Raw genomic sequence first — 14793 nt, 5'->3', positions numbered from 1 at the left:
CGGGATACGAGCCGGAATGCGCTGTTTGACACGATGTTTGAGCTGAAAACAATGGAGCAGCAGGAGTTCGAGCTGGAAGGGCTAACCTTGAGCTCCTATCCACTGGACAATCAAACGGCCAAGTTTGATCTGAGCTTGGAGGCGATAGAGCAGCCAGAAGGTATTCTGTGCAGTCTGGAATACAGCACAGTGCTGTACAAGCCTGAGACCATCACGCGATTGGCACAGCATTTTGCGGAAATCGTTCGAGCGATTGCCTATCATCCGCAGCAGCCACTGGCAGTTTTAAACATGGTAACCGATGAGGAACAAGAGCAACTCATCTACGGTTTTGGAGAAGTGGGCGTAACGGATGATCCAGTAGTTGAAGCAGGAGCCCTGTTCCATACCTATGTGGAAGAACAGGCCCAGCTTGTACCAGATCACGTGGCAGTGGTATACGAGGAGCAACAGCTTACGTACCGGAAACTGAACGAGCGTGCGAACCAATTGGCGCGTAGACTAAGAAATGAAGGTATCGGACGCGAGTCGATTGTCGGCATTTTGAGTGAGCGCTCGGTAGACATGCTGGTCGGTGTGTTGGCGGTATGGAAGGCTGGAGGCGCATATGTGCCGCTGGATGCGGATTATCCGTCCGAACGCATTCGTTTCATGCTGGAGGACAGCGGTGCGACGGTACTGTTGACCCAGACGGGATTGCAGGAGCGCGCACAAGCATGGCTGAATGAAAGCCAAAGGACTTTGGGCGATGAAAAAGCTAAGGGTGAGCTGGAGACGGCGGTTAGCGCTGAAACGATGGAAAGAGGCAACCTGAATGAAGGTTTGAGCTTGAAATCAGATTCGAAGTCTGACAGCGAAGCAGCATCTGAATCGGCAACAAAGTTGCGTCTGCAAATCATGCTGGCATTGGACGATGAGTCACTGTACACCGGAGATACGACAGACGTTGATCACATCAACGAACCGCAGGATCTGGCGTATGTGATCTACACCTCCGGAACAACCGGACGTCCGAAGGGTGTTATGATCGAGCATCGCAGCTTGGTGAATACGGCTGCGGCGTATCGCCGGGATTATCGCCTGAGCGAGTTCCCAGTACGACTGCTGCAACTGGCAAGCTTCTCCTTCGACGTGTTCGTCGGGGATATTGGGCGGACGCTTTATAACGGCGGCACGATGGTCATCTGTCCGAAAGACGACCGACTTGATTTTAGCCGTCTGCACGGATGGATTCGCGATTATCAGATTACCGTGTTCGAATCGACTCCGGCCCTGATCGTACCGTTTATGCAGCATATGCATGAACAGGGGCTGGACATGAGCAGCATGGAACTGCTGATTACCAGCTCAGACAGTTGTAGTGTGGCGGATTACCGGGTGCTGCAAGAACGGTTTGGTGCGGATATCCGCATCATGAACAGCTACGGCGTCACGGAAGCGGCGATTGACTCTAGCTTCTATGACGAAGAGCTGTCGAAGCTGCCAAGCAGCGGTCATGTACCGATTGGTCAGGCATGGCTGAACGCCCGCTTCTACATCGTGGACAGCCAGCTGAATCCGGTACCGATTGGTGTACTGGGCGAACTGTGCATCGGCGGCATCGGGGTCGCACGGGGGTACCTGAACCGTGCGGACCTGACGGCGGAAAAATTCGTAGCGAACCCGTACGTACCGGGCGAACGACTGTACCGCACCGGCGATTTGGCGAGGTGGATGCCGGACGGCAATGTAGACTTTATCGGCCGGATGGATGATCAGGTCAAAATCCGGGGCTTCCGGATTGAACTAGGCGAGGTGGAAGCGCAGCTGCTAACTGTAGATGGCATTGAGAAAGCCATCGTCACCGCCTGGGAAAACGAAGACGGAGACAAAGATCTGTGCGCGTATGTCGTAGCCTCGGAGGCGCTGAATTTGCCGGAGCTGCGCAACATACTCCAGCCCAAACTGCCGGGCTATATGATCCCGACGTATGTCGTACCACTGGATCAATTCCCGCTGACACCAAACGGGAAAATTGACCGCAAAGCGTTGCCAGCACCGGAAGCGCGCCTCGAAGGAGGCACGGAGTACGTAGCGCCGCGGACACCGCTGGAAGAGCAACTGGTACGTATTTGGCAAAGCGTTCTGAATCATCAGCGGGTAGGCATCCAGGATAACTTCTTTGAAGTGGGAGGACATTCACTGCGTGCCACCACCCTGATGGCGAAAATCCATCAGGAGCTGAATCACAAGCTGGCCTTGCGAGATATTTTCCAATATCCGACGATTGAACAATTGGTACAGGTGATGGGTGAAGATCAGACCCCGCAAACGTATGTATCCATACCTGTGGCGGAGGAGCGCGACTATTATCCCGTTTCCTCGGCGCAAAAACGGATGTACGTGCTGAGTCATCTGGAAGGCGGAGAGGTTAGCTATAACATGCCAGGAGCTTTGATTATCGAAGGTTCCTTGGATAAAGAGCGACTGGAACAAGCCTTCCGCCAGCTGATTGCCCGTCATGAAACCCTGCGAACCCGATTCGAGATGGTGGATGGCGAGGTGATTCAGCGGATTGAATCTAACGTCCCATTCAGCGTGGAGTATGTGCAAGCAAGCGAAGAAGAGACACCGCAGTACGCACAGGACTTTGTACGTGCCTTTGATCTCGCACAAGCCCCGTTGCTGCGGGTTCAGTTGATCGAAAACGGGCCGGGGCGTCACGTTATGCTCTATGACATGCACCATATTATTTCGGATGGCGTCACGGAAGGAATTATCGTGCAGGAGTTCTCTCAATTGTACGAAGGCAAGGAGCTCCCGCCACTGCGTATTCAGTATAAGGACTATGCCGTTTGGCAGCATGCAGATATGCAAAGTGAACGTCTTCGTGCGCAAGAAAGCTATTGGCTGAACACCATGTCTGGTGAAATTCCGGCACTGGATATGCCAACGGATTTTACAAGACCCGCCGTACAGCGTCTGGAAGGAACTCGATTTGAGTTTGCGATCCGCAGGGAGGACAGCGAGCAGTTGAAGCAGCTGGCCGCGCAAACCGGATCCACCTTGTACATGGTATTGCTTGCAGCGTATAGCACACTCTTGCATAAATACACGGGTCAAGAGGACATCATCGTCGGCACGCCGATTGCCGGAAGACCACATGCGGAGCTGGGTAGCCTAGTAGGCGTATTCCTGAACACACTGGCGATTCGCAATTATCCGTCTGGTGATAAAACGTTCTTGGACTACTTACAAGAGGTCAAAGAGCATGCGCTCAGTGCGTATGAGCACCAGGAATATCCGTTTGAAGAGCTGGTTGAAAAGCTGAATGTAACGCGGGATACGAGCCGGAATGCGCTGTTTGATACGATGTTTGAATTGAAAACATTTGAGCAGCAGGAGTTCGAGCTGGAAGGGCTGACCTTTAAGACGTATCCGACGGACGATCATACGTCCAAATTTGATCTGACCTTGGATGCCGTAGAGCAGTCAGAAGGCATTCTGTGCAGTCTGGAATACAGCACGGCGCTGTACAAGCCTGAGACCATCGCGCGCTTTGCACAGCATTTTACTGAACTCGTACGAGCCATTACACTTCACCCACAGCAGTCACTGTCCGCTTTGGATATGGTAACTGTCGAGGAAAAAGCACAAATCATCTATGGTTTTGGAGATGTAGGCGTATCGGATGTTGCTACAGTTGAAGCAGAAGCCTTATTCCATGTCTTTGTGGAAGAACAGGCCCAGCTTGTACCAGATCATGTGGCGGTGGTGTACGAAGAGCAACAACTTACGTACCGCACACTGAATGAACGTTCGAACCAACTCGCTCGCAGACTGCGAAATGAAGGTATCGGACGCGAATCGATTGTCGGCATTTGGAGTGAACGCTCGGTAAACATGCTGGTCGGCGTACTAGCGGTGTGGAAGGCTGGAGGCGCATATGTGCCGCTGGATGCAGACTATCCGTCAGAGCGCATTCGTTTCATGCTGGAGGATAGCGGTGCGACGGTGCTGCTGACTCAAACCAGTTTGCAGGAGCGCGCACAAGCATGGCTGAGTGAAGGCCAAGGGGCTCCGGGCGAAGGAAAGACCGAGGGTGAGTTGGAAACAGCGGTTAGCGCTGAAACGATGGAAAGCGACCGCCTCAATGAAGGTGTGAGCTTGAAAGCAGATTCGAAGTCTGACAGCGAAGCAGCATCCGAATCAGCAACAGGGCTGCGTCTGCGTACCGTACTGGCATTGGACGATGAGTCGCTGTATACCGGGGATACGACGGATGTTGAACCTATCAATGAACCGCACGATCTGGCGTATGTGATTTACACCTCTGGCACAACCGGACGTCCGAAGGGCGTCATGATTGAGCATCGCAGCTTGGTGAATACGGCTGCAGCGTATCGCCGGGATTACCGTCTGAACCAGTTCCCGGTACGACTGCTGCAACTAGCCAGCTTCTCCTTCGACGTGTTCGTCGGGGATATTGCACGGACGCTCTATAACGGGGGCACGATGGTCATTTGTCCGAAAGACGACCGCATTGATCCAAGCCGTCTGTACGGATGGATTCGCGATTATCAGATTACCGTGTTCGAATCGACCCCGGCCCTGATCGTACCGTTTATGCAGCATGTGCATGAACAGGACCTTGACATGAGCAGTCTGGAACTGCTGATCACCAGCTCGGATAGCTGCAGTGTGACGGATTACCGGGTGCTGCAAGAACGGTTTGGTGCGAATATCCGCATCATGAACAGCTACGGCGTCACCGAAGCGGCGATTGACTCCAGCTTCTACGACGAAGAGCTGTCGAAGCTGCCAAGCAGCGGCCATGTGCCGATTGGCCAGGCATGGCTGAACGCACGCTTCTACATCGTGGACAGCCAGCTGAATCCGGTGCCGATCGGCGTACTGGGCGAACTGTGCATCGGCGGCATCGGGGTCGCACGGGGCTACCTGAACCGTGCGGACCTGACCGCCGAGAAATTCGTAGCGAACCCGTACGTACCAGGTGAACGACTGTACCGCACAGGTGACTTGGCGCGGTGGATGCCGGACGGCAATGTAGACTTTATCGGCCGGATGGACTATCAAGTCAAAATCCGGGGCTACCGGATCGAGCTGGGCGAGATTGAAACGGCGATCCAGCGGGTGCCGGGTGTGCGTCAAGCCGTGGTCATCGATCGGACAGACGAGCGTGGACACAAGTATTTGTGTGGATACATTACGGGAGAAACCGAGGAGCTGCGGATCGAGGAAATACAGGCAGCCCTGGAAGCCGGACTGCCAGCACACATGGTGCCTGCACGTCTGATGCGACTGGAGACCATCCCGCTGACCAGCAACGGCAAAATCGACCGCAAGGCCTTGCCGGAGCCGGAAGGCAGCATCCATACGGGAGCAGCTTATGTGGCCCCGCGTACGAAGGTGGAGCAAGTACTGGCTGCGGTATGGGCCGGAGTGCTCGGCGTAGAAGCCGTAGGCACGCAGGATAACTTCTTCGAGCTGGGCGGCGATTCGATCAAAGCCCTGCAAGTCTCGTCCCGCTTGCTGCAAGCAGGTTATCGACTGGAGATGAAAGATCTGTTCAGTCATCCGACGGTGTCTGCCTTGGCGCTGAAAGTCCAATCGGTGACAAGATTGGCAGATCAGAGCCAAGTGGTGGGCACTGTGAAGCTGACACCTGTTCAGCATTGGTTCTTTGAGCAGAACCTGACGGATGCTCATCATCATAATCAGTCCATTATGCTGCATAGCCAGGACGGTTTTGATGAAGTGGCCCTGCGCACAGCGATGGACCACATCGTTAGCCATCACGATGCGCTGCGGATCGTTTTCCGTCCTACGGAGCACGGGTATGAAGCTTGGAACCGCGCGGTGGGTGAGGGCGAGCTGTATACGCTGGAACGTATAGACTTCAGCCATGAGACTGAAGTGTCTACGGCGATCGAGGCTAAAGCAAATGAAATTCAGGCGGGGATTCATTTAAGCGAAGGACCGCTGGTGAAGCTGGGGCTGTTCCATTGCCCCGATGGAGATCATTTGCTAATGGCTATTCATCACTTAGTGGTGGATACCGTATCCTGGCGCATTTTGTTCGAGGATCTTACGACAGCCTATGAACAGGCATTGAACGGACAACCGATTCGTCTTCCGCACAAAACGGATTCGTTCCACACTTGGGCTGAGGCACAGTCTCACTATGCGAACGGTCCAGCAATGGAAGCAGAGCTCTCCTTCTGGCAGGAAGTGGAACAGGGGGCGTATGAGCCGCTTCCAAAAGACCAGCCGCAACTACAATCCTTGAATAAAGACAGCGAGCTTATGACGGTCACATGGACCACTCAGGAAACGGAGCAGTTGTTAAAACAGGCGCATCGTGCCTACAACACAGATATGAATGATCTGCTGCTGACCGCACTTGGCACGGCTATTCATCGCTGGGCGGGGATTGAACGCGTGCTTGTCACCCTGGAAGGCCATGGGCGGGAGTCCATTTTGCCAGAGCTGGATATTACGCGCACGGTGGGCTGGTTTACGACACAGTTCCCGGTTGTGCTGGATATGAGCGCAGGGCAAGACCTTTCACAGCACATCAAACAGGTGAAAGAAGGGCTACGCCGGATTCCGCAAAAGGGCATTAGCTACGGGATGATGAGATACCTATCTGCGGCATGTGAGCAAGCGCATTTTGGAACCGAACCTGAAATCAGCTTTAACTACTTGGGCCAATTTGACCAGGAGATGCAACATCAATCCATTAGCGTGTCTCCTTACGCTAGTGGTGCCGAGCTTAGCGCATATGCAGCCAGATCGCACACGCTGGATCTGAACGGACTGATTTCGGAAGGTCAATTGCAATTGACGATCAGCTACAGCCATCAGGAATATCGCAGGGAAACGATGGAGCAGTTAGCTGAAGCGCTTAGAACCAGCCTGCAGGAAATCATCACGCATTGTGCGGGCCGCAAACAGCAGGAGCTGACGCCAAGCGATGTTATGCTTAAACCTGTAACCTTGGCCGAGCTGGATCAGTTGGTAGAGCGGACTCGTGACATCGGGGAACTGGAAAATGTGTATGCATTGACACCGATGCAAAAAGGCATGTTGTTTCATAGTCTGATGGATGCAGCGTCAGGGGCTTATTTTGAACAAACGACCTTTGATTTGCGCGGACGCTTCCAGGCCGATATTTTCCAAGATAGCTTGAATCAACTGGCGCAGCGGCATGAGATCTTTAGAGCTAATTTCATTAGCGGCTGGCAGGATGAGCCCGTACAGGTGATTTTCCGCCATAAAGAGGTTGGTTTTAGATATGAGGATTTGCGTCATTTGGAAGATCAGGAACGCGACGCGTATGTGCAGGAATTTATTCGTAAGGACAAGGCCGCCGGATTTGATTTATCCCGGGATGCGTTGATGCGCGTGGCGATTTTGCGGACCGGGGATGAGGATTATTACTTTGTCTGGAGCTCTCACCACATCCTAATGGATGGCTGGTGTGTGGCGTTGGTAACGGATGAAGTGTTTGAGGTTTATTTTGCAGCCGTAGAGCATAGAGCACCGAAGCTCGCCCCGGTGACTCCATACAGTCAGTATATTGCGTGGCTGGAAGCTCAAGATGTAGCAGCAGCCGCTTCATATTGGAAGGAATATTTGCTGGGCTATGATCAGCAAACGTCGATTCCAACCGGCAAAGTAGGCGCGAAAGCCGAGGGTGAACAATTTGAGCATGTGCTGTGCGATCTGGGCCAAGACTTGACCAAACGTATGGAAATGGTAGCCAAGCAGTATCACGTGACCACCAATACGCTCCTACAAACGGCATGGGGCTTACTGCTTCAAAAGTACAACGGTAGTAACGACGCCGTCTTTGGCGGTGTAGTATCGGGTCGCCCGGCAGATATTTCAGGGATCGAAAACATGGTGGGCTTGTTCATTAACACCATTCCAGTACGTATCCGTAGTAAGGCTGAGGACACCTTTGCCGACCTGATCAGAGCGAATCAGCAGCAGGCGCTGGCTTCTCAAGATTACGAAACGTATCCGCTGTATGAAATTCAAGCCTTGACCGAGCAAAAGCAAGAGCTGATCCAGCACATTATCGTGTTTGAAAACTATCCGGTGGAGGAGCAGGTCGAGCAGCTTGGCGAAGGTGCGGAATCGGATTTTGTCATCAGCAATGCAGGGATGATTGAACAAACCAACTATGATTTCAATCTGGTCGTCATGCCGCAGGAAGCGATGAAAATCCGATTCGAATACAATGCGAAGTTATATGATTGGGAAGCGGTGGAACGGACGCAGGGTCATCTGGTACAGCTGCTGGAGCAGGTGGTAGCGCAGCCGGACATTCAAGTGCAGGAGTTGGATGTGTTAAGCGAGCAGGAACGCGAGCAAATTCTCCGTGTATGGGGAGATACAGCTGCTGAGTATCCAAGCAAGCAAACGATTCATGGTTTGTTCGAAGCACAAGCCGTGCAGACACCGGAACAGCCAGCATTGTACTTCGAAGGAGAGCAGTTGACCTATCGCGAGCTGAATGAACGTGCGAATCGTCTGGCTCGTACCTTGCGCAGTCAAGGCGTGACCAAGGATCATCTGGTGGGTCTGATGACCGAGCGTTCGGTAGACTTGATTGTGGGTATGTTAGGCATTTTGAAAGCCGGAGGCGCATATGTGCCAATCGATCCGACGTATCCAGAGGAGCGTATCCGCTATATGCTGGATGACTCGGGAGCAGAGCTGTTGTTGACGCAAAGCCACTTGGTGGACAAAGTAGCTTTCGACGGTCAGGTGCTGGTGCTGAATGGGGCAGAGAGTGTGCATCACGAGGATGGCTCCAATCTGGAGCCGTTGTCCGGTCCGAACGATCTAACGTATGTGATTTATACGTCGGGTACGACGGGGCAGCCGAAGGGTGTCATGGTAGAGCATCGCAATGTTGTGCGTTTGGTGAAAAATACAAACTACGCGCAGTTGGATGCTGACACGCGCATTTTGCAGACAGGCGCGATTGTTTTCGACGCATCCACCTTCGAAATTTGGGGAGCTCTATTAAACGGTGGACAGCTTGTGTTAGTGAGTCAGGATGTCATTTTGGACGCGCTCAAGCTTAAGGAAGCTGTCCGCAGTCATGGCATTACCACGATGTTTCTGACCACACCGCTCTTTAACCAGCTGTCCCAGCAGAATCTGGCGCTGTTCGAGGGGGTACGGGAGCTACTGGTTGGTGGTGATGTGATGTCCGCACCACATATGAACCGGGTGCTGGAGGCCCATCCGTCCCTGCGAATCAGTAACATCTATGGCCCTACTGAAAATACGACCTTTTCCACAGTACACGCGATCACCGGTGTACAATCGGAATCGGTGCCAATTGGCAGACCAATCCATAATTCGACAGCGTATGTTGTGGACCGTTCGATGCGGCTTCAGCCCGTGGGGGTATGGGGTGAACTACTGGTAGGCGGTGACGGGGTAGCACGTGGTTACCGCAACCGTCCGGACCTGACATCCGAAAAGTTCATCGACAGCCCGTTCCGTAGCGGAGAACGCTGCTATCGCACAGGCGACATGGTACGCTTAAATGCGGATGGTTCGCTGGAATATAAGGGGCGGATCGATGCGCAGGTGAAAATTCGGGGCTACCGGATCGAACTGGGCGAGGTAGAAACGCAGCTGTTGAAGCTGGAGGCAGTGCGAGAAGCTGTGGTCATCGCACGGGAAGATGAGCAAGGGCAAAAGCAGCTCTGCGCTTATGTGGTCGCCGATGAGGAAGTTGTCGCAAGTGAGCTACGCAGCGCTTTGAGCCAGAAGCTGCCGGGTTACATGATTCCTTCCTATGTGGTACAGCTGGAACAAATGCCGCTGACACCGAACGGTAAAATCGACCGCAAGGCCCTGCCAGCACCAGAGGGCAGCCTGCAAAGCGGAGCCGACTATGTCGCACCGCGGACATGGGTGGAAGTGAAGCTGGCGCAAATCTGGCAGGATGTGCTGGGCCTGACTCAGGTCGGCGTGAAGGAAAACTTCTTCGAGATTGGTGGACATTCCCTGCGAGCGACGACACTGGCCTCGAAGATTCACAAAGAGCTGAACAAGCCACTTCCACTGCGCAGTATTTTTGAAGCACCAACGATTGAGCAACAGGCCGTTGTACTGGAACAGCTGGATCAAGTGACGTATGCGTCCATTCCAGTAACGGAAAAGCGCAGCTTCTATCCCCTGTCCTCGGCGCAAAAACGACTGTATGTGCTTCATCAGTTCGATCCGCATGATGTGAACTACAACATGCCGTCGGTACTGCAAGTGAGCGGTCCGCTGGATGTGAAGCGGGTGGAACATGCATTCCGTCAACTGATCGCCCGTCATGCGTCCTTGCGCACCCGCTTTGATCTGATCGACAGTGAGCCGATGCAATGGGTTGAGGACACGGTGCCGTTCGAGGTGGAATATACGAAGGTACAAGCAGAGGGTGCGACTACGGATACAGACACGAGGGTCGGCAAGAAAGTGGATGAGCTGGTGAGTCGCTTTGTCCGTCCGTTTGATCTCAAAGCTGCGCCGCTGCTGCGAGTAGGCTTGGTGGATCTAGGCGTCCAGGGAGTAGAGCAGGAATCTCAACATCTGCTTATGCTCGATATGCACCACATCGTTTCGGATGGCGTGTCCATGGGGGTACTGACTAATGAATTTGTCCGCTTGTACGACGGTGAAGAGTTACCGCCACTGCGGATACAGTACAAGGATTATGCCGTATGGCAGCAAAGCGAAGCCCATCAGGAATGGATGCAGCGTCAGGAAGCCTACTGGCTCGATACCTTCCGGGGTGAACTGCCTGTGCTGGATCTACCGACAGACTTTGCCCGTCCGGCGGTGCGAAGTACGGCAGGCGATACCGTGGTGTTTGGGCTGGAACGCGAAGTAAGCGAGCGTCTGAAAGAACTGGCTGCGCACACCGGCTCTACGCTGTATATGGTGTTGCTGGCGGCGTATACCGCCCTCTTGCACCAATACAGCGGCCAGGAGGACATCGTCGTCGGCACGCCGATTGCCGGACGACCGCATGCGGATTTGGAGCCGATCCTCGGCATGTTCGTCGGTACGTTGGCACTGCGGAACTATCCGACAGCAGAACATACCTTCCGCAGCTACGTGGAAGAAGTGAAGGTTCGCGCCCTGCAAGCCTACGAGCATCAGGACTATCCATTTGAGGAGCTGGTGGAAAAGCTGAATGTGAAGCGGGATATGAGCCGCCATCCGCTATTCGATACGATGTTTACTCTGCAAACGACCGAAGAAGGCGAACTGCAACTGGCGAACCTGAGCTTCCGTCCATATGGTCTAGAAAAAACGCCAGCGAAGTTTGATCTGACGCTGGAAGCCAGAGAGGAAGAGGCAGGCATCCAGTTCGGATTGCAGTATGCAACTGCGTTGTATCAACGGGAAACCGTTGAACGGATGACTCGTCACTTTATTCGCTTGGCCGAAGCCGTCGCGGCGAACCCGGATGCGAAGCTGGGTGAGCTGGAGCTAATTACGACAGAAGAAACAGAACGAATTCTGAAGGTGTTCAATGATCCGAATGCACATAGCGTGCGTGGAACACTCCAAGGCCTGTCGCTCAGCGAGCGTTTTGAAGAGCAAGCGAAAAACAGCCCTGAGCGGATAGCCGTGGTGTCTGGGGACATGGCGCTATCCTACGCTGAGCTGAATGAGCAGGCGAACCGGTTGGCCCGTGTGCTACGGGCGAAAGGGGTTGAAGCAGATCAACCAGTAGGCGTACTGCTGGAACGTTCTGCGGATCTTCTGGTGAGCATTCTGGGGGTACTGAAGGCCGGAGGCGCGTATGTGCCAATGGATACGATGTATCCACAGGAGCGCATTGACTACATGCTCCAAGACAGTGGGGCGAAGGTTGTAATCACAAGCAGAGCCGCCACTCTCTCGCTCAGACTGCCGGTAGCAGTACAAGCTATCGTTCTGGACGATGAGGACGTACAGGCTCAATTGGGAGCACAGGATGCGAGCAACCTGATCCCTGTCGCCGGCCTGCACAACCTGGCCTATATGATTTACACGTCAGGTACAACCGGTCAGCCGAAAGGAGTCATGATCGAGCAGGGCAGTGTCAGCAATCTGGTAGAGGCTCTATACAAGCGCGTATACAGCCGGTATGATCAGCCGCTTCACATCGCATGGCTGTCGGCCTTTGTATTTGACGCTTCGGTGAAGCAAATCTTTGCCAGCTTGCTGTTAGGCCACACCTTGCATGTGGTGTCCCGTGACGTCAGCCTGAGCGGGGAGCATTTGATTGCGTACTACCGTATGCACCGGATCGACCTGTCGGACGGCACACCTGCGCATCTGCATATTTTAAACGAAAGCGTCAGTGTGACCGAAGCGCCGGATGTGAAGCATTACCTGATCGGGGGCGAAGCCTTATCCGTGCAGTTGGTAAAGGTGTTCCTACACAAGTGGTCCGGGTATCGTCCGGTCATTACGAACGTGTATGGTCCGACGGAAACGACGGTAGATGCGACGGCTTATACGATTGAAGATGTAGAGTCCCTGCATGTACTGCTGGAAAAAGGGGAGCATACGGTATCCATCGGAACGCCGATAGCGAACCAGGCAGTGTATATCCTGAACAACCAGCAACAGCTGGTACCGATCGGGATCGCGGGTGAGCTCTATATTGGAGGTGCAGGTATCGCGCGAGGATACCTCAACCTGCCGGAACTGACGGCTGAGAAGTTTATTCCGAATCCGTTTGCCTCGGCTCCACTGGAAGTCGAACAAGCTCCAAATGCCCACAGCAACCTGATGTACCGAACGGGCGACCTGGCACGGTGGCTGCCGGATGGCAGTATCGAGTATTTGGGCCGGATCGACCACCAAGTGAAAATTCGGGGGTATCGGATCGAGCTGGGCGAGGTGGAAGCGCAGCTGCTGACCGTGGACGGCATTCAAAAAGCCGTGGTCACAGCCTGGGAAAACGAAGACGGACACAAGGATCTGTGTGCCTATATCGTAGCTTCGGAGTCGATGAGTTTACCGGAACTGCGGAATGCGCTGCAGCCGAAGCTGCCGGATTATATGATCCCGACGTATGTGGTACAGCTGGATCGTTTCCCACTGACGCCCAACGGGAAAATCGACCGGAAGGCACTGCCAGCACCGGAAGCGCGCCTTGAAGGAGGCCTGGAGTACGTGGCACCGCGGACGCCACTGGAGGCCAAGCTAGCCCAAATCTGGCAGGATGTCTTGAAGCTGTCCAGCGTAGGCGTCACCGACTCATTCTTCGATGTGGGTGGGCATTCCCTGCGGGCCACGACACTGGTGGCCAAAATCCATCAGGAACTGGGCAGCCGAATGACACTGCGTGAGGTGTTCCAACACTTTACGATTGAGCAGCAAGCCCAACTCATTGCAACGCACGGGACAGACACCTATACGGTGATCCCTGCTGCGACGAAACAGTCTTACTATCCTGTCTCCTCGGCGCAAAAACGACTGTATATTTTGAGCCATCTGGAAGGTGGGGATCTCAGCTACAATATGCCGGGTGTATTAACAGTGGAGGGACCGCTTCAGGCAGATCGACTGGAGGAAGCGTTCCGTCAGTTAGTAGCCCGTCATGAAACGCTGCGAACTTCCTTTGAAATGGTGGACGGCGAGGTTGTTCAGCGGATTTACGATCAAGTGGAGTTTGTCGTAGAACGCCTGCAGGCCAGTGAGTCCGAAGCGGAAGTGTATATCGAGTCCTTTGTACGCAGCTTCGATCTTCGGCAGGCACCGCTGCTGCGTGTCCGTCTTATTCAAACCGGACCCGAGCGCCATCTCCTGATGTACGACATGCACCATATTATTTCAGACGGGGTATCGTCTAACAATATCGTGCAGGAGCTGGGACAACTGTACGAGGGACAGGCCTTGGAGCCGCTGCCAATTCAGTACAAGGACTATGCGGTGTGGCAGCAGCAGGAAATGCATCGTGAGTCCTACCAGCGCCGGGAACAGTTCTGGCTGGAGCATTTAGCCGGGGAATTACCGGTACTGGATCTGCCGATTGCTTATCCTAGACCTGCTGTTCGCAGCTTCGAGGGGGCAATGTATGAGTTTACCGTGGCCCCGAATGTATCCGAGCAGTTGCACCGGATAGCGGCACAGACTGGAAGCACATTGTATATGGTGCTATTGAGCGCCTACACCGTCCTGTTGTCCAAATACAGCGGTCAGGACGATTTGATCATCGGTACGCCGGTAGCAGGCCGCTTGCTGCCTGAACTGGAGCCGCTGATCGGCATGTTCGTCAATACACTAGCCATCCGGCACCAGCCGCAGGGCAACCAAACTTTCCATAACTACTTGCTGGAAGCCAGAGATCGTACGCTGCAAGCCTTCGAGCATCAGGATTATCCACTGGAAGAGCTGGTGGAAAAGCTGGATGTAGCGCGGGATGCAAGCCGTAACCCGTTATTTGACACTGTGTTTGTACTGGAAAATACGGAGTCGCAGGAAGCACAACTTGAAACACTATCCTTTAGTCCTTATGTTAAGGAACACAGGACCTCCAAATTCGATTTGACCTTGTCTATGAGTGATGAAGACGGGCAGATCAAGGGTTCCTTTGAATATTGCACGAAGCTGTTTGGCGCAGATGCTATTGAACGATTAACCGGAGATTTGATAGCGATCCTGTCACAGGTTGGAGCCAATCCAGATTTGCTATTAAGCGATCTTCAGGTAAACTCGGACGAGCAAGCAGAAGGCTTCTCGCCCGATTCCATCGATTTTATTTTCTAA

At 53.7% G+C, this 14793-nt stretch carries 1 protein-coding gene (only partly in view); it reads left to right on the top strand.

All coding sequences use genetic code 11. The features are described from left to right. Window positions 1-14793 carry the end of a non-ribosomal peptide synthase/polyketide synthase gene (locus tag ACXHJ2_RS10675; protein ID WP_457874883.1) on the top strand. It extends 27483 nt beyond the left edge of the window, so 14793 of the gene's 42276 nt are visible here — the last part of the coding sequence; the start codon falls outside the window, past its left edge; it ends in the stop codon at window positions 14791-14793.

Source organism: Paenibacillus sp. ALE3 (assembly GCF_054113405.1).
The sequence above is the reverse complement of the archived record's forward strand: the minus strand, read 5'-3'. Positions and strand labels throughout refer to the sequence as shown.